Source organism: Alkanindiges hydrocarboniclasticus (genome assembly GCF_001982605.1).
Classification (GTDB): Bacteria; Pseudomonadota; Gammaproteobacteria; order Pseudomonadales; family Moraxellaceae; genus Alkanindiges; species Alkanindiges hydrocarboniclasticus.
The window spans coordinates 1-22169 of the sequence record NZ_MLCN01000033.1; the positions used below are offsets into that span (position 1 = coordinate 1).

The following is a 22169-nucleotide window of genomic DNA, read 5'->3' on the forward strand; positions in this document are numbered from 1 at the left end:
CATTATAGACCATCCCATTCCCACGTCAATACTTATTTTATCCCTATCACATTGACCGAACGTTTTATGAACGGCCTAGGTTTTTTGCTCTAGGCTTAGCTGTTGATTTATGGAAATTTAATACTTTTAGGCTTAATTATTATTTTTTTGCTGTTTTAGCTTAGGAATGAATCTGATGAGTAGCAGTACCATTAAAATAAGCGCATAGGGCCAGGTATCCATTAATCCAATTTTTTTAAGCCATGTCATATGAATGACTGCCAGAATGCCAATGAGATAAACCAGCTTGTGTAACTTGATCCAGTTTCTTTTAAGGCGACGCTGCCATTGCTGGGTAGAAGTAATGACCAAGGGCAGATATAGAATTAATGCAATTGCACCCACGATGATATAGGGACGCTGAATAATTTCCTGATAAATGCGGGACAAATCCAGTTGCAGGAAAAAGCCAATGTATACGACAAAATGTGCCAGTGCATAAAAAAATGCAAACAGCCCAGCCATTCTGCGCCAGTGTATCCAGCCGGTTAAACCCGTTAATATCCGAAGTGGGGTAATTGCGAGTGCAAACAGAATACTGCGAATGGCCCACTCTCCGGTTTGATCAACCAGCGCCTTGGCAGGATCTGCCCCCAGCAACTGGGGAGCGAGTACCGCCTGATAAAGCATCCATAACAATGGCAGGAGCAATAAGCCAAATGTCAGCGGCTTTGATTTTTGAATAAGCATATTTGCTGCTTTTTTATCCATCGTTTTATTCACGCTTTATCAGATCATGGGGTTATTAATAAAAGCGCTTTAAATCCATTCCTTTGTAGAGTGAAGCGACTTCTGATGCATAACCGTTAAAAGGCAGGGTTTTTTTCCAGTTGGGATTAAACAGGCTATTAGGCAATTGCCGTTCCCGCGCCTGACTCCAGCGCGGATGATCAACATTTGGATTAACATTGGCGTAAAAACCGTACTCCTGTGGTGCTAACCCAAGCCATGTGGTTACTGGTGCTTTATCAGTAAAGCTAATACGTACAATGGATTTGATGGACTTAAAGCCATACTTCCAGGGTACGATTAAACGAAATGGCGCGCCATTCTGGTCTGGCAAACTGCGGCCATACAAACCGACTGCCATAAACGCCAAAGGATGTAGTGCTTCATCCAGCCTTAATGCTTCAATATAAGGCCAGTCCAGATCATTACTGGTTTGGTTGGGTAACTGCTTGGGGTCTAGCAAAGTGGTGAATTGCACAAAACGCGCATTGTTTTTGGGTTCAAAGCGCTTGATAAGTTGGGCCAGTGAAAAACCCAGCCATGGCACCACCATTGACCATGCCTCAACACAGCGAAACCGATAAATGCGGTCTTCCAGTGTATAGGGTGCCAAAATATCCTCAAGGTTAAAAGTACCTGGCTTGTTGCATAAGCCGTCAACTTTAATGCGCCATGGGTCAACCTTGATTGTACCGGCATTGCTAGAAGGGTCAGATTTGCCAGTACCAAATTCATAAAAATTATTATAGGTGGTAACTGCATCATAGGGCGTAATGATATTTTGTGTCGGATTAGTCAGGGCAATTTTCCGGGCAGTAATTTTTTTACGCAAATAAAGCGGTGCATCATTGCGCTCTTTTACTGGCTGGTAAGTACCTGCTGCCTGTGCAGCGCCTAATGGATAAAGACTAGCCAGTGAACCTGCGGCTGCAAGCGTCATTAACTGGCGGCGATTAAGATAAGCAGTTTCAGAAGTAATTTCGCTGGAGGCTGGCTCAGATTTTTGTTTTTGTTGAATTAGCATGAAACTTCTCATCTGTTGGGGCCAGTTTTTCTACACTAGTACGAGCCAGTCCCCAACAGAAGAAGAAGTTTGTTAGAAAAGAGTTATCTGCTGCATTTTGACAAACTTACCTGCCTGTACGCTGGGTAATGGTGGTCACAATTCCCGACAAGGCATAAATAAGGGCCACGATTAAAATACCAATGGGAATGTTATAGGTTACGGCAGTTAAAACCAGTACAACCGGCAGCATGACAGCAAATGGTACACGCTTGCGATCCAGTTGCTTAAAGCTGAAGTATTTAACATTACTGACCATCAGCAAACCTGCAATGACCACCACAGCCGCATAGACCACTTGCCAGAACAGATCTGAAATATTAAACAGGCTAGCGTTATCGATGCCAACCCATACCGCAGTAATAACCAAAATGGCGGCCAGCGGACTGGCCAGACCAATAAAATAGCGTTTATCCACCGTACCAATCTGTACATTAAAGCGTGCCAGGCGAAATGCGGCACAGGCCGTATAAATAAATGCACAGGCCAGACCAATGCGGCCTAATGGTTCCAGCGCCCAGCTATACATCAGCATGGCGGGAGCAACACCAAACGACAGCATGTCTGACAATGAATCATACTGCTCACCAAACGCGCTTTGGGCACCAGTCCAGCGCGCCACCCGGCCATCAAGACCATCCAGCAAGGAAGCCAGAAAAATGGCCAGAATGGCATGGGTAAATTCATTGTTGCTGCTGGCGATAATGGAATAAAAACCGGACAGCAGCGCTGCTGTGGTAATCAGGTTGGGCCATAGGTAAATCCCGCGGCTTTTGATCTTGTGACCTTCCTGTGTTTGTTCTTCTTCAACAATCTCAAAAGTTAATCCATCATGGTCTTCATCCAGTGGCTTTTGTGAATGAGGTTCCAGATTTGAAGGCTGTGACATGGATTAGCTCCCGGATCTTTTTATGGATGCGTTATTAAAAATTGTGAGTCTATCTCACTATGATGTTGCTTTCATTAGCCTTTAGCGACAACAAATGTACAGGGCTGCCCTGTAGTTCTGCAAGGCAGCGTGCCAGCTTTATTCAGCAGCCAGCCAGCGTACGGCTGCGTGTCCCCCATTTTCTGTCATGCGCAAGTGCGGGAATAGCCATTGCAAAATAACTTCTGCCTGATCGGCAAATTGCCACGGTGGATTGATAATTAACAAACCACAGCCGTTCAGGCCCACTGGCGTATCGTCCGGCCAAACACATAATTCACAAATCAGTTGTTTTTTAATGCCGGTCTTGAGCATTTTTTTCTCAAACCGTTCAATCATGCTGCGATCCTTAATGGGATACCACAGCACAAATACACCGGTAGACCATTTTTTATAGGCATTGGTCAGCAATTCAACCAGTTGTGGAAAGTCTTTGCGTTCCAGTTCATACGGCGGGTCAATCATCACCATGCCGCGCTTTTCCTTGGGGGGAATAACAGCCAGCAAGCCTTCATAGGCATCGCGCTGATGAATGCCAAAGCGCGGGTCCCGGATATTGTCCTTCAGGTCAAAAAACACGTCCGGCTGCATTTCAAATACCGTCCCACTATCTGCTGGACGAATATGCTGGCTGCCCAGCCATGGCGATCCCGGATACCAGCCCTTGCTTTGCTGGCTACGCAATTTTTCAACATCTTTAAGATAGGTCTGAACTGCCTGCGGTGCCTGCTGGACGACTGAACGGTCCAGTTGCACCAGACGGTGAATACCTTCCAGATATTCACCCGACTTCTGGGCCGGTGCGCGTGACAGGTCATAAAGGCCAGCACCCCCATGGGTATCAATATAACGATAAGGCTTGTCCTTGCTGTTTAAGCGGTTTAACAGCTCAATCAGCAAAACATGCTTCATGACGTCCGCAAAGTTGCCAGCATGAAAATGATGTCGATAATTCATGATTGTAATTTAAACGCCTTGCTTATCAGATTTGGCATAATGGTAGCATGAAGTGACCCCTGAAATGGATGCAATCGCATTTGGTTGTATTGCCATGCTGCTTGTCGGTATCCGTATGGTTTAGTTTAACGCTACAATGAATCAAACCTTTTATTTTAATCTTACATGTTATGAGCAGCATGAATCCTCTTGAGCAAGCCGACCACTGGCTCAGTGCAGCCAATCTTGATGCACTGCTGGAACAGGGATTTTTTATTGTGGATGAAGCCTGTCCCACTGCCCTGTTTAATGCACTGATTGAGGAATCCAAACACCTACAAGCCGAGTTTCAGCAGGCCAAAATTGCACAGGGCGGGTTAAATCAGGCCATTCGCGGGGATACTACCCGCTGGCTATTGCCCACGGATACTACAGGCAGCCAGTATCTGGCATTACTTGAAAAACTGGGAAACAGCCTCAATCAACAGTTATATTCAGGCATTCGTCGTGTTGAAGCGCATTATGCAAGCTATGCGGCCGGGGATTATTACAAGTTACATCGTGATACCCCATTAAGCAGCCACTCGGCAAAGCATCCGACGCAGCAAGCACGCGTTATTTCAACCGTGTTTTATCTTAATCCTGTATGGCACTTAGCCTGGCACGGTGAATTGCATCTACAGGATCACAGCGAGCAATGGCATAAAATTTTACCGCTACCCAATCGGCTGGTTGTGTTTCAGAGTAACTTATTGCATGAAGTGTGCCCTGCAACCCAAGAACGTCGCTCTATTGCCGGCTGGTTACGGCGCGACGAAAGCATTTTTTAACTATTTCTTTTTACGTATTTTTAAATTTGACCATTGCTTTATGTCCCATTGTTTTTATCTTTTTGATCTATTGAAACAGGTAAGCCATGACTCATCCTTCTGTTCAAAGCAGTACCATTCAACACAGCATTCTGCAAAGCAGTGCTGATATTGTCAGAAAAATTGGTGAAACCGATCAGCAGTTTTTAACCAATCCAACGCCAGAACTGGCAAAAATCCGTGCTCACTTGCGGGTACAGCTGATCCAGTTTAGCCATCAGAAAACCGAGCAAGTGTATTTTTTAACTGAAGCAGCAGCCTTGCTGGAAATTGCATTGATGGAAGTGGGCAACTTTGCGCAGCATGTAGAACTAAGTGCCGCTTTGGGAGAAACCTACTTGCAGTTTTATCATGTCACCAAAGAACAGCGCTATCTGGTGATTAGCAAACAGGTGATTAAGCCCTTGTCGCATTGTGATAGCCCCGATATTTTATTGGCTCTAGCACGCTTAAGCGCTACTGAAAAACATTCGGCACTGGTTAAACACTGGTTGAGCCGCCTGATGCAACTCCCTACTATGGATGTTAATAGCATCAGACAAGCCGCGGAACTGGATTTATACCGCCATGAAGACTGGTTTAAGGAACTGCTCAAACCACATCTTCACTAATACCCTTACATTGTTTAAAGATAAATGAGCCTTTACTCAGACTTAAGAGGATACTTTTGGCATGGAGTCGCTGTGAAGCTCGGTGTTGAGCTGGTCAATAATCGGCGCCCACTCATCATCGCCATGCCACTTTTCTTTAAGAAACTGTGACTGGCCTGATGTCCAGAATGGCGCATCGCCCAGCTTGACGTTTTCAGACAGCTGATGAGTATGAATGAATTCCTGAATAGCATCCTCGGATGAATCCAGTCCCAATTGCTCAAATAAGGTTTCCAGACTAGGTGACCCAACAATCATGATTAACTCCTAATTTATTAAATCTGATAATAAAATTTATAAACCAGGCAGCGATAATGACAAGCAACAAAACGTAGTTTATTGTGCGTTTTTTATTTTTTGATTTATGTTCATGCTAAAAAAAGCCCTGATTACATGGCTGTAATCAGGGCTTTGGTATCACTATGGCCTAGCTGTTATTTTAACAGGTCAGCAACGGCAGCACGCTCGCCTTCCAGTTCGGCTAGCGTCGCGTCCATTTTTTCACGGCTGAATTCATCAATTGGCAGACCTTCCACACGAGTATATTCACCGTTTTCACAGGTTACTGGCACGCCGTACATCACGTCTTCAGGAATGCCATAAGAACCGTCAGATGGAATACCCATGGTGACCCATTTGCCGTTGGTGCCCAGTGCCCAGTCACGCATGTGATCAATGGCCGCGTTGGCAGCAGAAGCAGCAGAAGACAGGCCACGCGCTTCAATAATGGCAGCGCCACGCTTACCAACAGTCGGCAGGAATACGTTGGCATTCCATTCCTGATCGTTGATCATGTCTTTTACGCTTTCGCCATTGATGATGGCAAAACGGTAATCCGCATACATGGTTGGAGAGTGGTTACCCCAAACGGCCATTTTCTCAATGTCAGCAACAGCTTTACCAGTTTTGGCAGCAAGCTGGCTCAGGGCGCGGTTGTGATCCAGACGCAGCATGGCGGTAAAGTTTTTCGCCGGCAGGTCAGGTGCAGATTTCATGGCAATGTAAGCATTGGTATTGGCAGGGTTACCAACAACCAGTACTTTAACGTCACGGCTGGCCACTTCATTCAAGGCTTTGCCCTGCGCAATGAAGATTTCGCCGTTTACTGCCAATAGTTCGGCACGTTCCATACCAGGACCGCGTGGACGGGAACCAACCAGCAGTGCGTAGTCAGCATCCTTGAACGCCACTTTTGGATCATCAGTACCTACCATGCCCGCCAGTAATGGGAATGCACAGTCTTCCAGCTCCATCATGACGCCTTTTAGCGCTTGCTGGGCTTTTTCAAATGGAACTTCCAGCATTTGCAGAATAACAGGTTGATCCTTGCCCAGCATTTCCCCGCTGGCAATACGGAACAACAAACTATAACCAATTTGACCAGCAGCGCCAGTGACGGCAACACGAACAGGTTGCTTCATGTAGTTTCTCCAATTATGGGACAAGGAATGTCTGATAGACCAAAAAGCACCAATTTTTAATATCGATGGCTCTTTATCTCGGCGCCAAGATTGTACTTGATTAACGCGACGGGTGCGAGTATGGGGGCAGGCAAATCTACAAAAGTTGCAGGGTTTTTGCTGAAAAAATTGGAAAAGCGCTGCGAACAAAGGTTCAGGGCTTAGGGCGCGCCCTGTACGATAAACGTAGCCGGACAGTTGGAACGTACTGTAGCCGGACAAGACACATATTGGCCCTGCGGGTTGTAGCAGACCCGCATTTCGGTTAGTACCGGTGCATTAAAACGTGACGTCTGGACACAGCGCAACTGGATCCCATCCGCTGGCAGTGTGGAGTTGAGCATCTGGAGCTGACGGATCAGGCTACTGCGCTGCATGGTAATTTCTTTGGATGCATTAAATTCGGGCGGAACCCGCAGGCGTCCTGCATAATTGGCAATGGTTCTAAAGTAGGTACTGGGACTCATGCCAGTGCAACCGCCATTGCGCTGCCAGTCTTCCTGCCGCAGGCGCTCATCAGGCATGACACGCTCAACCACACGGGCCTGCAATGGGTTAAGTGCTGCCGGCGTACGGCTGACACAGTCATCAGAATCATTGGCAGGAACTTCGGGCTTTAGAGAAGCGATGGTTAAGGAAAATCCTTCCTGACACTGGCGCAGCTGCCGCTTGCTGGGATCAAGCGCACACATGGCTGGTGACATATGAATTACCAGCGTAAAACGCTGCGGACGTACGTTCTCTGCACTCATCACCTGTTGGGTAAGCGACAATAAACACAGTGAAGAAACTGTACCCAGCATTGTATGCCGTAATTTCATTTGGTTAGATCACCCGCCAGAAAAAGGATAAAAAGCCTGAACGCATAAATTTCGGTCCGCTATGTTAAACCAGCTTTCGCCTTTTGACAGCACCATCGTGTTGAACAAACGTGAACATACTGCATTCATGATTGCGCATTACGGCTGGCGTGTTTGCTATGCCTGACTGTGTGGTCGGTGTCGTCCCTGCCATGCCACATTTCCTTATCTAATAATGGATTTAATATTGAACAGGTATTTTTCCCATACGCTGTGCAAGCGTCTGATTGCTTCTGCCCAGTAGCAACCCGTAGTAGGTTGCATTGGTCATGACATGTTTAACGTAATCACGAGTTTCCAGCAGCGGAATGCTTTCCGTATACTGGTCAGCCTCAAGCGGCATATCAGTAGGCTGCCAGCGCTTGGCGCGGTTTGGGCCGGCGTTGTAACCTGCTGTGGCAAGCACAGGCTGATTGCTCAGTTGCCCATGAATATGACTTAGGTAAAACGTACCGTAACGAATATTGGTCTGCATGCTAGATAGCGCGGCTCCGGTATAGCTTTCACCTAGCTGTCGTGCTATCCACTTGGCTGTATCCGGCATAATCTGCATCAGGCCACCTGCACCCACATGCGAGCGTGCCGCCAGCACAAAGCGGCTTTCCTGCCGGATTAAGCCATAGACCCACGCCGGATCAATCCCCACATTACTGCTATGCTGGATCACCTGCTCCCGGAAAGGCGTCAGGAATTGCAGCTCATAATTGTGCAGCTTTGTGGTTCGCTCGGCCGCATAAATGGCCCGGTCATACCAGCCCATTGTATTGGCACGGCTAGCTGCTGCTAAAATCATGCCATCATCATGCTTTAGGTAAGCCTGCCTTACTGCCCAGTTCCATTCACGGTTGCTATAACTGGCTGAGGCGTTGATATTGTAGAGCGCAAAGGCACGCCGAAAATGTACGTCGCTGTCCAGACGCTGAAAATCCTGCGTGGTGGGATTATAAGAAGTGCCCAATTTTGTCAATGATTGACCCAAACGATCTCTGGCCAGCAGGCCATAGTAGTCTTCTTCCAGCGCAAGGTTGGTATAAAAAGCCCGGGCTGCGGCTCTGCCCTGCTCCTGCGCAGTTGGGTCGCCGCCACGCTGTTCACTGGCCCGTGCAAACCAGTATTGCCACATGCGTTCCTGCTGCAACGGCAGGCTCATGCTATCCACTGCACGCAGAACAGCATTCCACTGGCCAAAGCGAACTGCCTGCCGTGCATAACTTTCAGCTTCCTCATCACTAAACGAATAGCCATAGCTCTGGTCAAACCAGCTGACAGACTGGGCATTAAAGCCATTCTGCATGACTGAATTGGCAGCCTTATAAGCCACTATCCGGTAGGCATAACGCATGACATCTTGCGGCAAGCGTGAACGGTATTGATTAATCTGGCCTGCTGCCATGTCTACTGAGCTGTCGGCCAGCCGTGCAATGGCAAACAAAAATTTGGCCTGATCAGTGCTACTGGCCAGTGGTGCATTTTGCAAATAATTAAAGGCATTGGCTGCAATATAATTCAGTTCAGCAAAATCAAGCGTAATGCCCAGACGCTGCCCCACCTGCACGGCATTGCCAAGCTCACCAGACCGCAACAGGGTCCACAGGCGTTGCTGACGGTCCTGCGCACTCTTTAAAGGGCTACTGACCATCAGCCGGGCCAGTCCTAAACAGGATTCTGGCTGCTTGCTGGTTTTTAGCCAGACCCGGTTAAACTCCGAAAATACCAGCGGATCACCTGCCATGGCCTGTACCTGTCCAATGGCACAGCTTTCGGCCTCATCGGCATTGGTCACATAAGGGACCAGTAAACGGGCACTGGCAAAATCCCCAGCCTGCACCTTGGTTTCAATATAGTCGGCTGCCAGCTTTTCGGACATGGCAGAATTGGGATAACGCGAGACAAAGGATAAAATAGCCTGCGGACTCTGGGTCACCAAGTCACTGCCAAGCTTCCAGTATTCGGGATAATAGCCCAGCACGCTGTCCTGCATGGAAGCCTGATAATTGTCCAGCATGCTGATATTGTCATTGTTAGCGGCGATTAATGCCTGGTTAAAATCACTGTCGGCAGCCTGTGCCTGCAAAATACCAAGGCTGATTGCAAAAAGTCCGGCCTTAACCATCCATGTTGCTTTGCTTTTTAGTTTTTTTTTAACTGTAGACACATAAACCTCTGGAACGTCAGGATTTATTGATTCTGCCATATCATTAACCTTAATTTATGTGCTTTTGCCAAACAATCACGCAAAGATAATTTTAGAAGCCTCTACCCATTGAGAACAGTGAGCTTGTGTAACGTTGAACGCAACAAACTGGCCAATCTTAACATTTTAGCCCTTTACAGCAGGCCCCTGCACTTTTTGTAAACACGGAATTTCTATCGGCCAAACCCATGCTATTTGATTGGCAAAATGCTAGAATCGCGCGTTTTATAGCTTGATACGCCTGTTCACCCTGATAGGCCTGTTCTGGCCCGGCAGCCGTGAGCCCAAGGAGCATTCATGACGGTTCAAACCTTTGTCCCCTCAATATCCCGTACAACAGAAATAGCCAGCAGCCAGCCTGAACTGGCGCGGACTGATGTGCCTGTTAAGCGACTTTATATTGAAACACAAGGCTGTCAGATGAATGAGTATGACAGTAGTCGTATGGCCGACCTGCTGGGTGACTCGCATGGTTATGTACTAACCAGTAATCCTGGCGAAGCTGATGTGCTGCTGATGAACACCTGCTCTATCCGCGAAAAGGCGCAGGAAAAGGTGTTTAGTGAACTGGGGCGCTGGCGCAAGTTTAAGGAAGCCAATCCCAATGTGATTATTGGCGTGGGCGGCTGCGTGGCGTCGCAGGAAGGCGAAGTGATCCAGAAACGTGCGGCTTATGTGGATATGGTATTTGGCCCACAAACCCTGCATCGCCTACCCCAGCTACTAGACCAGCATCAGGAAAACAAGACGGCGCCCAAAAGCAAAAAAATTAGCCTGATTGATATTTCCTTCCCGGATATTGAAAAATTCGATTTCCTGCCTGAACCAAAAGTAGACGGCTATAAGGCCTTTGTATCCATTATGGAAGGCTGTTCCAAGTACTGCTCGTTTTGCGTAGTGCCGTACACCCGTGGCGAGGAAGTGTCCCGTCCACTGGATGACGTGCTGGCCGAAATTGTCAGTCTTGCTGAACAGGGCGTGCGCGAAGTGACCCTACTGGGCCAGAATGTGAATGGCTATCGCGGTGAAACCTTTGATGGCGATATTTGCAACTTTGCCCAGCTACTGCGACTGGTGAGTGAAATTCCCGGTATTGGCCGCCTGCGCTATACCACCAGCCATCCGCTGGAATTTTCCGATGAACTGATAGCAGCCTATGCTGACTTGCCACAACTGGTTTCACACCTGCATTTGCCGGTTCAAAGTGGTTCCAATGCCGTACTGGCTGGCATGAAACGCAACCATACCATTGATGTCTATATCGACAAGATTGCGCGCTTGCGTCAGGTTCGCCCGGACATGCATTTGTCCAGTGACTTTATTATTGGCTTCCCCGGTGAAGGCGATGTGGAATTTAACGAAACCCTGCAATTTATCAAGGATCTGGATTTCGACCATTCCTACAGCTTTATTTACTCCAAGCGTCCGGGCACGCCAGCGTCCGAACTGCCGGACGACACCCCTGAAGATGTGAAGAAAGTACGCCTGTCACAGGTTAAAGAAGTGATTAAGCGCTCCAGCATTGATAAAACCAATGCCATGCTGGGTCAAACTGTGCGGGTACTGATTGAAAAACCATCGGATCGCCACCATGATATGCTGATCGGCAGCGCCGATAACACCCGACTGGTTCAGTTTGTGGGTGACAGCAGCTGGATTGGCCGTTTTGCCGACATTAAAATTACCCAAATCAGAAGCATGAATCTGGTGGAAGGCGAGCTGGTAAGTCTCGAAACCTTAACCGATTGAACCTCTTGACCTCTGAAACCAGCCTATCGTAAGCTCAAATGGCTTACCTCTCTAAAAAGGAATCATGTTGACAGCATCTATTCGTCGTACTGTTGAATTTTCCGGTGTAACGCTGGAACGCTTAAAATCCATGCTGGGTGCCTATAACGCCCACCTTAAGCTGATTGAACAACGTCTTGATGTCAAAATTGCCCAGCGTGGTGATTTGTTTATTGTTGATGGCGAACTTGAAGCGGTAGAACGCGCCGAAGTGTTGCTGCAACGCCTTTATGAAGAATCAGCGGAAAACCGTGCCATTAGTCCCGACCAGTTGCATCTGTTAATTCAGGGCAGCCAGACTGAGCGGGACATTGAGCCGGATGAAGAAGCCTCTTTTCAGGTTTATTTGCAAACCCGTAAAGGCAAGATTCTGCCGCGTGGTGCCAATCAGCGTCGCTATGTGCAGCGTATTTTGCAAAGTGACATTTCATTTGGTATTGGTCCTGCGGGTACGGGTAAAACCTATCTGGCGGTTGCTGCCGCCGTAGACATGCTGGAACGTAACGAAATCCAGCGTATTCTGCTGGTACGCCCTGCGGTGGAAGCTGGTGAAAAACTGGGCTTTTTGCCCGGCGACCTGACCCAGAAAATTGATCCTTATCTGCGTCCACTATACGATGCCCTGTATGAAATGCTGGGTTTTGAAAAAGTGGCCAAGCTGATTGAGCGTCAGGTTATTGAAGTTGCACCGCTGGCTTACATGCGGGGCCGCACCTTGAATCACTCGTTTGTGATTCTGGATGAAGCCCAGAATACCACCCCAGAACAAATGAAAATGTTCCTGACCCGTTTGGGCTTTGGTTCGCGCGCGGTGATTACCGGTGATATCACACAGGTAGACTTGCCGCGTGGCCAGCAATCCGGTTTGGCACATGCCCTGAAAGTGCTGGAAGGTATTGATGAAATCCACATTACCCGTTTTCATTCACGTGATGTGGTACGCCATCAGCTAGTACAAAAAATTGTTGAAGCCTATGAAGGCTTTGATGATCAACAGCAAAAACTGTCAATGGAAGCAAAACGGGCCAGACAGGCGCGCGTACAAGAGGCTATTGTGTCCAATGATCAGGCTGCTGATGCCCAGCATGAGGCGCGAGCCAGTGACGATTAAGAATGGTTACCGCGCCGCAAGACCGAAAGCTATGCTTGAGGTAGCAAGGAATAAACGGTGATTAATAATCACCATCCGGGCGCAATCCCTTGCGACCTATAGGTCTCATATGCCTGAGATGCGTAAGCGAGTAACAATTGCAGGGTAGTATCTTTTACCTCCCTACCCTGCATTACTGAAAACCCTATTGAAAACTATGCTTAAGAGATGCCGGTGAACCAGCGCTTCGTTAAACTTGGCTTACAAAATGCCTATCGCTCACCTGATCTGCTGGTCAAGCGGGCGGCAGTGCTTAAATACGTGGCGCAAACCTTGACCGCCATCAATTTTGACCAACCTTGTGATATTAGTATTCGTCTGGTAGATAATGCAGAAAGCCAGTCACTCAACCTGCATTACCGTGACAAAGACAAACCTACCAATGTACTGTCATTTCCCAGTGAACTGCCCGAAGAAATCCTGTCCATGCTGGATCAGGCTCCACTCGGTGATCTGGTGATTTGTGTGCCTGTGGTGCTGACAGAGGCCGCCGAGCAGTATAAAACCCCTGAGGCGCATTTTGCCCACATGGTGGTACACGGCACCTTACACCTGATGGGTTATGACCATGAACTGGGTACTGAGGAAGCTACGGAAATGGAAGCACTGGAAATTCAGGTGCTACAGCAATTAGGCTTCACCAACCCTTACGAAATGGAATAATCAGCCTAAGTCCATTTTTTTCATTTGGTCTTATTTTTAAAGCTTTATTTTTTTCAGTAGTCCTTTACTGTTACTGGCCAATCTGCAACTCATCCATGCTTTCAGAAAAGCGCCAGGTTCTAATAATCCGAAGCTCGGTATACTCCTTCATCTTTTTGTCAAACGGGCCAAATGGCGCCGCCTGCCGCACAGAATCCTTGGCTGCTTCATCCAGAATCCGGTAACCCGAACCCTGTAACAGGCGAATGGCACGAATATGACCATTCGGCATTAAAATTACCATCAATTGCACTTCGCCATGCAAATGCTGGGCGCGTGCTTCCAATGGATAATGCTTGTTGCCCAGTTGTTCTACTTTCTGGGTAAACCGGGTCATATACAGTGCCGTATCATCTGCACGGGCTGAGACACTATCGACTGTATGCACGTTGGTTTTGTGGGTATATTCCTGTTTACGCTTGGCATATTGCGCTTCCAGCGAGGCAATCATGGCCAGTTGCGCCATGTCAGGGCTACTGGATACCCGGGTCTGGGCTTCCTGCTCACGCTCAAGGTTACGTGCCTGCTTTTGCCAGCTTAAAGTAGTCACCAGTACCTGTTCTGATGCTGCACGGGCCTGACTCTGCTTTTCAGTTTGCATAGCCACTTGCTCAGCCACTTCCTGCTGGTCCATGGATGCAACCTGCTGATCCGGGCTGGTCATGCGGTGGATATTACGCAGCACGCCTGCACCCTGCTGATCCGCCTGTGCAATAAAATCGGCATCTTCTACTTTTTTAGGACTTAAATGCACAGCAATGGCAATATCCTGCATGGCTGCCTTGGGTGGATTAGGCGCAATAAACGTCGTAGCCAGCAATCCTGCGTGAAACAGGCAGGCCACAAGCACTGCGCCCTGCAACAGGCGATCCTGGGCAAAATTTGCCGGCCCTATATGACGCACTAAAACCTGTTTTGTCATTACGCTAAAAACCCTGATCCTTCCCTGTTAAGGGGCTTTGCCCGCTTTGTGTCAGGTCATCCTGCAAACTGCCACCCTGTAACTGCTCAAATAAAACCCTGATTAGCCAATCAGGTTTCATTTTTATAACCATCGCATGTAAAATAAAGCAGCAACTGTGCTAATTTGGATACATTCAAGGATTTATATCTGCACGCAGTGAGCCAGCATTGTAGTCAAAGCATGCTGTGCAATCAATGTGATCAAGCCAATGAGAAATTAGGATATGCAACGCGTTTTTCAAAAAATTGCACGGAACATTAGGGGCTTTTATCACAAGGCAGAAGATTTAATTGAGGAAGAACGTGAATTACCGCTGTCACAAAACCTGCTCAATGCCACCATCCAAAAGTATGTGACTGACAATGTAGAGGCACTCAAGGATCTGCATGCCGATATTTATGATGACTGGTGCCGCCTGTATGCCACACTGGATTACAAGGGCATTTACACCACATTATCGGTAGACCTGCGCTTGGTACAAATGCAACTGGACAAGGACATTCAGCAACTGGTATTTGAGCAAATCAGTGAAACACAGGTGATTAGTGCCAGCTTTAGCAGTGCATTCAAAAAAATTGCCTTTAATATTGCCGTGTATGTGTTCCAGCGCATTTTGCACAAAGACCCGCTGGGGCTGATTCTGGAAAAGCTGGATGTCATTGAAATCAAGCATGACCTGCTGTATCTGGGGCTTAACAAATATCTGGAAAAATCCGACAAGGTCATCCGTACCCTCAACAAGATTCATGTTAACCATGCCATTTTGCGTGAAGGCCAGTTTGTATTGAAAGCCAACCTGAATTTGCCCGGTATTTTCCGGCGTGATCCGCAGCGCAACACCCTGATTCTGGATCTAGACGGTGATGAGGATGAGTTGCAGGAAATAGATTCTGCCATCGACCCCAAGCCCGGCGATTTTAAATAGCTCACGCCCCAACAAAGCCCTATCGTGCGGTTTTACTTGATCAGTAATGCCTTACATTAAATTTGGTGATGTGCCAAAACCTGAAAATTAACGCAATAATTTGCACCGATCACTTAGTGTGTGACTATGCTGAATGTTCAGGTTTTATGCATTGTCCCTTGTGGTTTGGCAATTCACCCTCATCTATTGGTAGACTGAAACATGCCGACACAACTGTAGCCTTAAGGCTTACAGCCTAGCAGATGAACGAGGTGATGATAACAATGACTGGTTTTACACACATGTTGACTAAAATTTCTTCCAATATTCTTTTGGCGGCTGCAGTGGTTTCAACTACTGTAGGCAGTGTTCATGCCGTTGTACCTTTTACCGCCACCTATACCTTTAATCTGGATAACAAGGCGGCAGGTACTGCAGTACGTAAACTGTCCAGACAGGGTAACCAGTGGGTATACAACTTTGATGCCCGTGTGCCTGTTATTGCTACAGCCAATGAAAAAAGTGTATTTAGCCTGAGCAATCATCAGGTGGTTTCACAGCATTATCAGCGCCAGTACAAGATACTGGTGCATAACCAGAAAACCAGCCTTGACTTTAATCATGCCAGCAAAAGCATTCAGGTGAAACGTGACCAGAAAAACAGCCAGTTGCCGTGGCAGTCCGGGGTACTGGATGACCTGAATGTTGAAATCCAGTTACGCGAAGACCTGAAAAAAGGCGGCCTGAAATCGTCTTATCTGATTGCCGACCAAAAGGACATTACACCGCGCCAGTTTGTTAATGAAGGTGCCATGAAAGTCACCACGCCCAGTGGGACTTATGATGCCGTCAAGGTACGGATAAACCATCAGAAAAAGGACAAAAGTACTGTCTTTTGGCTGGCACCAAGTCTGGATTACCTGCCGGTTAAAGTCACCCATAATGATGATGGCAGTGTCTATAGCCTCAACCTAACCAACTATAAGGCCTCGTAAATTAACCAAAGTTTTATGGCAGGTTAAACAGCAAATCCCCGAAAGTTAATCTTTCCGGGGATTTTTCTTTTCAGGAGTTATAACTTTTAAGATTAGGTTAATTGCCTCTAAATCCTATTGAATACGCTCCTGCTCAGCCAGTATTTGCGCCAGCTTCGCTAGCCGCTGGCCCTGTGCAATACACAGGCTTTTTTCCTCAGTGCTTAATGGCTGGTCATGACTGGGGCCTGTTACATAACTGGCGCCATACGGCGTACCACCACGCTGGGTGGAAGATAGTGCCGGCTGCGCATACGGCAGGCCCATCAGAAACATGCCATGATGCAGTAACGGGTTCATCATGCTGAGCAAGGTACTTTCCTGGCCGCCATGCATCGTACCGGTTGCCGTAAACACGCAGGCCGGCTTACCCTGCAAATCACCCGCCAGCCACAGACTGCTGGTTTGATCCAGAAAATATTTTAGGGGTGAAGCCATATTGCCAAACCGCGTCGGACTACCCAGCGCCAAACCGGCACACTGGCGTAAATCCTCAAGCTCGCAATACAACTCGCCTTCAGGTGGAATTGAAGCGGCCTGCACTGTAGTAACTGGTGCAATGTCAGGCACCGTACGGATTCTGGCTTCCAGTCCATGTTGCAGGCCTTGCTGCTCAACCCCTTCGGCAATTAAGTGGGCCATCTGGCGGGTAGTGCCATATTTACTGTAATACAAGACCAGAACATAACGCGACATTTTAATACCTACAGGTCAATAGCTGACATTAATGTCAAAAAAGATACACAGAATCAGAAGTTAACAATGTTAAGATTTTTCCAGTTCTATTAAATCATAACCTGTAATGCAGGTTCACTTGGGGAAATCCATGGTAAAACTGCTGGAAAAATTACCGTTCTATCACAAAGAATGGTTTCAATTTTTACTGTTTGTGGTGGAGCGTTTTGAAAGCGACAAATGCCGCCAGCAAGCCGGTTCGCTCACTTATACCACTCTGTTTGCAGTGGTTCCCATGCTAACCGTCTTTCTGGTCATCATTTCTTCGATTAAGGCCTTAGCACCCGCCCGTGAACAGCTCCAGCATTTTATTTACAGTAACCTGCTACCCCGTACTGGCGTTGCCGTTGAGCAGTACCTGAACAAATTTACTGAAACTTCCAGCAACCTGACCGTGCTGGGTATTTTGATTTTGTTTGTGACTGCCATTCTTATGCTCAGTTCCATTGAGGATGCCTTTAATCACATCTGGCGAGTGACCAAATCGCGGGGTGGCATGATTGGCTTTATGCGCTACTGGACGATTATTTCACTTGGCCCGATCCTGCTGGGCAGTGCCTTTGCGGTATCGTCTACCCTTGCCTCCATGAAGTTCCTGAGCAATAACATTGCCGGTTATGAGCTAAATGGTGAACTGTGGTTGTGGCTGATTTCCTTTGCGCTCACCTGGCTTGGCTTCAGCCTGCTGTACTGGACAATTCCCAATCGGCGTGTGCCAATTACCTCGGCATTTATTGCGGGCCTTTTTAGTGCCTTGATGTTTGAGGGGTTGCGCCAGTCATTTGGCCTGCTTATGAGCAACTTTACCAGTTATGAGTTGGTCTATGGCGCATTTGCCGCCTTCCCGGTTTTCCTGTTGTGGATTTTTCTGTCGTGGAACGTGATTTTGCTGGGTGTAGAAGTCAGTTACGCCATTACTGCATTTACCACCCGCACCGATATTAACCGTCATCCTGTGTTGATTTTGCTGGATATCATGGAGCTATTTTACCATCATCAGAAACTCGGGCTTGCGGTAAGTGATCAGGATGCCCTGTCTATTTTAGGGCGTGGCGAGTTTGAAAAAGAAACCTCCTACCTTGAAATACTGGAGGATAACAACCTGATCAAACGTACCGAAGAAGGCCACTACATGCTGTGCCGCGACCTGAATTCCATTGATTTCTGGGCGTTTTACCGTACGCTGAATTTTCCGCTACCCAAGCGTGAAGACCTTGGCCGGGTACACCGCGATGATCGCTGGCTAAAAGTCATTGGCCCGTTATTTGTGCAATCGGATGATTATCTGGCAGCCAAACTGTCTATTCCCATGGCACGGATTTTTGATGCAGAGTCATAATGCAAAATAGTTTTTTTGCTATAAATAAAACTTAGGGCACAGAATTTTTTTGTTTAGTTCATCCATACAACTGGAAGTCAGGCGCTGCTGTAAAAACACCAGTGCCTGCTGAAACATTGGATGCCAACCATGCATGGCTGGTACAGCTTCCCTTAGAAAAAAGGCTGAGGGTTGGCAATTATCATAGACTAGTGGATGCCAAAAAAACTCAAACCAGTGCCCGCCATCATCCTGCGTATAAAACTGCCATTGATCAGGCAGAACACGGTTTGCAGCGCAGTAATAAAAATGCCAAAGCTGGCCAGTTGCTTCGATAGTTTGAGTACCCAATTGACTCATCACACGGGCCTCAATCCCTGCTTCCTCCCATAACTCACGTAAGTCTGCATGTGCAGGCAGCTCTCCCGGCTCTATTGTTCCTTTTACCAGTTGTAACCCGGCAAGAGGATGCCTAAAGGCCAGAACTTTCAGTTGCCGTTCCCTGGTATTTTGACGCTGACGCAATAGCACCGGACAGGCTTTATTGATCAATACGATGCATCTTATTTTTAAGGGTGGGACTAAAGTATCTCACATTGCGGTATGTTTTTTGTATAATCGCCGCACTGCACGCACACGCCAGCCCAATGTTGCGATTGGCCAGCAAAACCCTCTGCGAGACCACGATATGACCTCTTTTGCAACACAGACAGTCATCAAGCAAGATGACCTGATTACCTCAATCAAAGACGCACTTCAGTTTATCTCTTACTACCATCCGCTGGACTTTATTCAGGCCATGAACCGCGCCTACGAGTCTGAGGCCAATCCTGCTGCCAAGGATGCCATTGCCCAGATTCTGATTAACTCGCGCATGTGTGCCGAAGGTCACCGGCCGATTTGTCAGGATACTGGCATTGTAAACGTGTTTATGGAAGTCGGTCTGGATGTTCGGTTTGACCTGAGCATGAGTCTGGACGATGCCATCAATGAAGGTGTACGTCAGGGCTATCTGGAAAATACCAATGTATTGCGTGCCTCGATTTTGCGCGACCCGGCGTTTGGCCGCCAGAATACCAAGGACAATACCCCTGCGGTAATTCATTACAAACTGGTTCCAGGCAATCAGGTGCATGTAACTGTCGCAGCCAAGGGTGGTGGCTCTGAAAACAAATCCAAACTGGTAATGCTAAACCCATCTGACTCCATTGTGGACTGGGTCTTAAAAACCGTTCCTACCATGGGTGCAGGCTGGTGCCCACCGGGCATGCTGGGTATTGGTATTGGCGGTACGGCTGAAAAAGCAGTCCTGCTGGCCAAGGAAGCCCTGATGGAAGACATCGACATGCACGAACTGCTGATTCGTGGCCCGCAAAATAAGCTGGAAGAGCTGCGTATTGAGCTGTATGAAAAAGTCAATGCGCTGGGAATTGGAGCGCAAGGTCTGGGCGGTCTATCCACCGTGCTGGATATCAAGATCAAAGATTATCCGTGTCATGCTGCAGGCAAACCGGTTGCCATGATTCCAAACTGTGCCGCCACCCGTCATGCGCACTTCCATCTGGATGGTTCTGGCGTAGCGCACCTACCTACCCCAAAACTGGAAGACTGGCCGCAAGTGACCTGGTCGACCTCGAAGGCCAAGCGTGTGAACCTTGATACCTTGACGCGTGAAGAAATGAATGCATGGCAGCCCGGCGACACCTTGTTGTTATCCGGCACCATGTATACCGGGCGTGATGCCGCGCACAAGCGCATGGTAGACATGATCAATAATGGCGAAGAACTGCCAGTTGATCTACAAGGCAAATTCATCTATTACGTGGGGCCAGTTGATCCGGTACGTGATGAAGTGGTAGGCCCTGCTGGCCCGACCACTGCCACCCGTATGGACAAATTTACCGACAAGGTACTGGAACACACTGGCCTGTTTGGCATGATTGGTAAAGCCGAGCGTGGCCCTGCCGCTGTAGAAGCCATCAAAAAACACGGCGCGTCTTACCTGATGGCGGTTGGCGGTGCAGCTTATCTGGTGTCCAAGGCTGTCCGTGAAGCTGAAGTAGTGGCGTTTGCCGATCTGGGTATGGAAGCTATCTACAAATTTGTAGTGGAAGACATGCCAGTTTCTGTGGCTGTGGATGTTAACGGCACCTCAGTACACGCCACGGCGCCAAAAATCTGGCAAGCCAAGATTGGTAAAATTCCTGTCACGGATGCTGTAGGTTAATTTACGACTGTAGTTCATTTCGCTACACTCAAGGCACTCATGCGTTTCGTCATGGGTGCTTTTTTTATTGCCCAACAAAACCAACCTGAAATTAACTCGTCAATTAAACAGGACACCAGACAGGAAAACAGAACAATGTTTAAAAAAACGCTGTGTACATTACTACTGGCTTTAGGCTCAACCACAGCTATAGCTGCACCTGCTCAGGTTGAAACAGTTGAAAAATTACTGGTGGTGGTACAGGCTGACCAGACCATCAATCAGGTGATGACCGAGCTTAAGCCCCAGCTTCAGTTACAGGCCAATCAAATTGTACAACATATCCTCGAGCGAGAAACGCTGAGCCATGAGCAACAAACTGTTGCTGACAAGCTGGCCGCACAAATGCTGAAAACAGCACAGGACAGTATGAACTGGGACAAGTTAAAGCCCAGAATGGTTAAGATGTACAGCACTATTTTTAGTCAGGAAGAAATACAGGCACAACTGGATTTTTACAGTTCCCCCGTAGGCCAGTCCATTATGCAAAAAATGCCACAGGTGATTCGCCAAAGCATGGAAATTACCATGGTTGACTTAAAAGAAAATATGCAAAATTTTATGGGTAAAGATATGGAAGCATTAATGGCTGAATTAATGCAATTACAGCAGGCCAAAACAGAAAATCCATCGACCCCAGCCCGCTAAAATCATAAACCACGGCATAAAAAAGCCGAGTCTTTGCAGATTCGGCTTTTTTGTTTATTCACACAGTCTTTTAAGGCTTACCAGGTCAGCGGATTCCACAACTTAAATGGCTTGTCCAGATGAAGCTGCTTTTTCTCTTGCAGCAGTTTCTTATTCACTTTGTCTGGTGCTTTACCATTAAAGGCAGCCAGCTCCGGCTGATCAATAGTGTCACGCTTCACAAAGCTATAACCCGGTGTTCTAAGCGTCGTGCTGCTGATTTCACGCAAGGCTTGCTCAGTCGGCATCTGCATCAATGGCCCTGCTTTTAGCAAACCATCTGTATTATTAGGCTTACCACGGAATTTTTGCTCTTCATATCTTAAGAAATAGCTTTTACCGGCTTCAACAGAAAAATCAACGGCCGTGCCTTTCTGGAAATGAATCACCCCCACGGGGCGGCTAATATTCAGGCGATAAGTGCCAGCGGGCAGTTCAATCCAGTAATAGTGGTTATCCAGCAAACTGGGAATGCGCTTGTCATTTAAAAAGAAATTGGGCGCTACAATTTCCTGATGATTCCAGGTGCTATGGGTACGATACAAATACACAATGGCAGAATTCGGCGTTGTTGGCATTACTTGCTTAAAAGGCTCGCCTTCATTCTGGTTGACCCAGCCACCCACTGAAAACGGATCAAGCCGGAACCGGTTCTTGTGCAGGTCGGTATTGGCATAATCAATGGTTTTTAAGGTGGAAGGATTAGCAATCGCTTCCTCATTGGGCTGCTGCTTGTATTTAATCAGACCAAACAAATCAAACCGGTGAGCCTGTGCTGCTTCAGACTTTGGTGTAGTAGCACATCCTGTGAATGCAACTGCCAACAGTGTCATAACTGGTAAATAATGCATCGGTAAATAACGCATGGCTTCCCTCAGGCGTTTTATCTTGTT

The 22169-nt window shown here is 47.6% G+C and carries 22 protein-coding genes; 10 read left to right on the plus strand and 12 right to left on the minus strand.

Going from position 1 to position 22169, the window contains the following annotated elements; all coding sequences use genetic code 11:
* Positions 1-132: 132 nt before the first annotated feature.
* The 4 genes from BKE30_RS12385 to BKE30_RS12400 all read right to left on the minus strand — a co-directional run bounded on the left by BKE30_RS12385 (position 133) and on the right by BKE30_RS12400 (position 3716).
* Positions 133-729, minus strand: coding sequence for a protein-methionine-sulfoxide reductase heme-binding subunit MsrQ (locus tag BKE30_RS12385; RefSeq protein ID WP_158073191.1), 597 nt, complete (start codon positions 727-729; stop codon positions 133-135).
* A 55-nt stretch (positions 730-784) separates the two neighbouring features.
* Positions 785-1792 (minus strand): protein-methionine-sulfoxide reductase catalytic subunit MsrP, encoded by a 1008-nt coding sequence (msrP, locus tag BKE30_RS12390; protein ID WP_076878905.1) that lies wholly within the window; start codon positions 1790-1792, stop codon positions 785-787.
* A 106-nt stretch (positions 1793-1898) separates the two neighbouring features.
* Positions 1899-2720 (minus strand): CDP-diacylglycerol--serine O-phosphatidyltransferase, encoded by an 822-nt coding sequence (gene pssA, locus BKE30_RS12395; protein WP_076878906.1) that lies wholly within the window; start codon positions 2718-2720, stop codon positions 1899-1901.
* Between the two features lie 138 nt (positions 2721-2858).
* Positions 2859-3716, minus strand: a complete 858-nt coding sequence (locus BKE30_RS12400; protein WP_076878907.1) for a 23S rRNA (adenine(2030)-N(6))-methyltransferase RlmJ — start codon at positions 3714-3716, stop codon at positions 2859-2861.
* A gap of 179 nt (positions 3717-3895) precedes the next feature.
* Between BKE30_RS12400 and BKE30_RS12405 the strand changes: the two genes are divergently transcribed.
* Both BKE30_RS12405 and BKE30_RS12410 read left to right on the plus strand, forming a co-directional pair.
* Entirely contained in the window at positions 3896-4525 is a 630-nt protein-coding gene (locus BKE30_RS12405) for a 2OG-Fe(II) oxygenase (protein ID WP_076878908.1), read from the plus strand.
* Positions 4526-4611: 86 nt separating this feature from the next.
* Complete coding sequence (locus tag BKE30_RS12410) at positions 4612-5175, plus strand: hypothetical protein (RefSeq protein WP_076878909.1); 564 nt, start codon at positions 4612-4614, stop codon at positions 5173-5175.
* A 42-nt stretch (positions 5176-5217) separates the two neighbouring features.
* On the opposite strand, the gene BKE30_RS12415 is transcribed toward BKE30_RS12410, so the two are convergent.
* The 4 genes from BKE30_RS12415 to BKE30_RS12430 form a co-directional block, all read right to left on the minus strand.
* The gene (locus BKE30_RS12415) at positions 5218-5472 is read right to left on the minus strand and encodes a DUF2789 domain-containing protein (RefSeq protein WP_076878910.1); all 255 of its coding nucleotides are present in this window, start codon (positions 5470-5472) and stop codon (positions 5218-5220) included.
* 176 nt (positions 5473-5648) lie between these two features.
* Entirely contained in the window at positions 5649-6635 is a 987-nt protein-coding gene (locus BKE30_RS12420; protein WP_076878911.1) for a malate dehydrogenase, read from the minus strand.
* 200 nt (positions 6636-6835) lie between these two features.
* Positions 6836-7495, minus strand: a complete 660-nt coding sequence (locus BKE30_RS12425; RefSeq protein WP_143253728.1) for a T2 family ribonuclease — start codon at positions 7493-7495, stop codon at positions 6836-6838.
* Between the two features lie 220 nt (positions 7496-7715).
* A complete protein-coding gene (locus tag BKE30_RS12430) occupies positions 7716-9728 on the minus strand; it encodes a lytic transglycosylase domain-containing protein (protein ID WP_083698567.1) in 2013 nt (670 codons plus the stop codon).
* A gap of 297 nt (positions 9729-10025) precedes the next feature.
* Between BKE30_RS12430 and miaB the strand changes: the two genes are divergently transcribed.
* The 3 genes from miaB to ybeY all read left to right on the plus strand — a co-directional run bounded on the left by miaB (position 10026) and on the right by ybeY (position 13329).
* Entirely contained in the window at positions 10026-11477 is a 1452-nt protein-coding gene (miaB, locus tag BKE30_RS12435; protein ID WP_076878913.1) for a tRNA (N6-isopentenyl adenosine(37)-C2)-methylthiotransferase MiaB, read from the plus strand.
* A 67-nt stretch (positions 11478-11544) separates the two neighbouring features.
* Complete coding sequence (locus BKE30_RS12440) at positions 11545-12627, plus strand: PhoH family protein (RefSeq protein ID WP_076878942.1); 1083 nt, start codon at positions 11545-11547, stop codon at positions 12625-12627.
* Between the two features lie 213 nt (positions 12628-12840).
* Positions 12841-13329 carry an rRNA maturation RNase YbeY gene (gene ybeY, locus BKE30_RS12445; protein ID WP_227518401.1) on the plus strand — a complete coding sequence of 163 codons (489 nt, stop codon included), beginning with the start codon at positions 12841-12843 and terminating at the stop codon, positions 13327-13329.
* Between the two features lie 70 nt (positions 13330-13399).
* Here ybeY and BKE30_RS12450 read toward each other — a convergent pair whose 3' ends face one another.
* On the minus strand, positions 13400-14290 hold the full coding sequence (locus BKE30_RS12450; protein ID WP_076878915.1) for an energy transducer TonB: 891 nt from the start codon (positions 14288-14290) through the stop codon (positions 13400-13402).
* Positions 14291-14555: 265 nt separating this feature from the next.
* Between BKE30_RS12450 and BKE30_RS12455 the strand changes: the two genes are divergently transcribed.
* Together BKE30_RS12455 and BKE30_RS12460 are read left to right on the plus strand one after the other, a co-directional pair.
* Positions 14556-15257, plus strand: coding sequence for a hypothetical protein (locus BKE30_RS12455; protein ID WP_076878916.1), 702 nt, complete (start codon positions 14556-14558; stop codon positions 15255-15257).
* Between the two features lie 281 nt (positions 15258-15538).
* A complete protein-coding gene (locus BKE30_RS12460; protein ID WP_076878943.1) occupies positions 15539-16231 on the plus strand; it encodes a DUF3108 domain-containing protein in 693 nt (230 codons plus the stop codon).
* Between the two features lie 114 nt (positions 16232-16345).
* Here the strand turns inward: BKE30_RS12460 and wrbA are convergent, their stop codons facing one another.
* On the minus strand, positions 16346-16966 hold the full coding sequence (gene wrbA, locus BKE30_RS12465; protein ID WP_076878917.1) for an NAD(P)H:quinone oxidoreductase: 621 nt from the start codon (positions 16964-16966) through the stop codon (positions 16346-16348).
* A gap of 130 nt (positions 16967-17096) precedes the next feature.
* Between wrbA and BKE30_RS12470 the strand changes: the two genes are divergently transcribed.
* Positions 17097-18344, plus strand: a complete 1248-nt coding sequence (locus tag BKE30_RS12470; protein ID WP_076878918.1) for a YihY family inner membrane protein — start codon at positions 17097-17099, stop codon at positions 18342-18344.
* 18 nt (positions 18345-18362) lie between these two features.
* Here the strand turns inward: BKE30_RS12470 and BKE30_RS12475 are convergent, their stop codons facing one another.
* Complete coding sequence (locus BKE30_RS12475; RefSeq protein WP_076878919.1) at positions 18363-18875, minus strand: NUDIX hydrolase; 513 nt, start codon at positions 18873-18875, stop codon at positions 18363-18365.
* Between the two features lie 136 nt (positions 18876-19011).
* Here BKE30_RS12475 and BKE30_RS12480 point away from each other — a divergent pair, with 136 nt between their 5' ends.
* Positions 19012-20550, plus strand: a complete 1539-nt coding sequence (locus tag BKE30_RS12480) for a fumarate hydratase (RefSeq protein WP_076878944.1) — start codon at positions 19012-19014, stop codon at positions 20548-20550.
* A 135-nt stretch (positions 20551-20685) separates the two neighbouring features.
* The gene (locus BKE30_RS12485; RefSeq protein WP_158073192.1) at positions 20686-21237 is read left to right on the plus strand and encodes a DUF2059 domain-containing protein; all 552 of its coding nucleotides are present in this window, start codon (positions 20686-20688) and stop codon (positions 21235-21237) included.
* A gap of 77 nt (positions 21238-21314) precedes the next feature.
* On the opposite strand, the gene BKE30_RS12490 is transcribed toward BKE30_RS12485, so the two are convergent.
* The gene (locus tag BKE30_RS12490) at positions 21315-22142 is read right to left on the minus strand and encodes a DUF2846 domain-containing protein (protein WP_083698569.1); all 828 of its coding nucleotides are present in this window, start codon (positions 22140-22142) and stop codon (positions 21315-21317) included.
* Positions 22143-22169: the final 27 nt, after the last annotated feature.

What these genes read in the sequence shown, in the direction of transcription:
- wrbA (WP_076878917.1), bottom strand. Translation starts at nt 16,966, where the DNA reads ATGTCGCGTTATGTTCTGGTCTTGTATTACAGTAAATATGGCACTACC.
- BKE30_RS12410 (WP_076878909.1), top strand. Translation starts at nt 4,612, where the DNA reads ATGACTCATCCTTCTGTTCAAAGCAGTACCATTCAACACAGCATTCTG.
- msrP (WP_076878905.1), bottom strand. Translation starts at nt 1,792, where the DNA reads ATGCTAATTCAACAAAAACAAAAATCTGAGCCAGCCTCCAGCGAAATT.
- BKE30_RS12425 (WP_143253728.1), bottom strand. Translation starts at nt 7,495, where the DNA reads ATGAAATTACGGCATACAATGCTGGGTACAGTTTCTTCACTGTGTTTA.
- BKE30_RS12415 (WP_076878910.1), bottom strand. Translation starts at nt 5,472, where the DNA reads ATGATTGTTGGGTCACCTAGTCTGGAAACCTTATTTGAGCAATTGGGA.
- BKE30_RS12470 (WP_076878918.1), top strand. Translation starts at nt 17,097, where the DNA reads ATGGTAAAACTGCTGGAAAAATTACCGTTCTATCACAAAGAATGGTTT.
- BKE30_RS12455 (WP_076878916.1), top strand. Translation starts at nt 14,556, where the DNA reads ATGCAACGCGTTTTTCAAAAAATTGCACGGAACATTAGGGGCTTTTAT.
- pssA (WP_076878906.1), bottom strand. Translation starts at nt 2,720, where the DNA reads ATGTCACAGCCTTCAAATCTGGAACCTCATTCACAAAAGCCACTGGAT.
- BKE30_RS12405 (WP_076878908.1), top strand. Translation starts at nt 3,896, where the DNA reads ATGAATCCTCTTGAGCAAGCCGACCACTGGCTCAGTGCAGCCAATCTT.
- BKE30_RS12490 (WP_083698569.1), bottom strand. Translation starts at nt 22,142, where the DNA reads ATGCGTTATTTACCGATGCATTATTTACCAGTTATGACACTGTTGGCA.
- BKE30_RS12430 (WP_083698567.1), bottom strand. Translation starts at nt 9,728, where the DNA reads ATGGCAGAATCAATAAATCCTGACGTTCCAGAGGTTTATGTGTCTACA.
- miaB (WP_076878913.1), top strand. Translation starts at nt 10,026, where the DNA reads ATGACGGTTCAAACCTTTGTCCCCTCAATATCCCGTACAACAGAAATA.
- BKE30_RS12480 (WP_076878944.1), top strand. Translation starts at nt 19,012, where the DNA reads ATGACCTCTTTTGCAACACAGACAGTCATCAAGCAAGATGACCTGATT.
- BKE30_RS12385 (WP_158073191.1), bottom strand. Translation starts at nt 729, where the DNA reads ATGCTTATTCAAAAATCAAAGCCGCTGACATTTGGCTTATTGCTCCTG.
- BKE30_RS12420 (WP_076878911.1), bottom strand. Translation starts at nt 6,635, where the DNA reads ATGAAGCAACCTGTTCGTGTTGCCGTCACTGGCGCTGCTGGTCAAATT.
- BKE30_RS12485 (WP_158073192.1), top strand. Translation starts at nt 20,686, where the DNA reads ATGTTTAAAAAAACGCTGTGTACATTACTACTGGCTTTAGGCTCAACC.
- BKE30_RS12400 (WP_076878907.1), bottom strand. Translation starts at nt 3,716, where the DNA reads ATGAATTATCGACATCATTTTCATGCTGGCAACTTTGCGGACGTCATG.
- BKE30_RS12450 (WP_076878915.1), bottom strand. Translation starts at nt 14,290, where the DNA reads ATGACAAAACAGGTTTTAGTGCGTCATATAGGGCCGGCAAATTTTGCC.
- BKE30_RS12460 (WP_076878943.1), top strand. Translation starts at nt 15,539, where the DNA reads ATGTTGACTAAAATTTCTTCCAATATTCTTTTGGCGGCTGCAGTGGTT.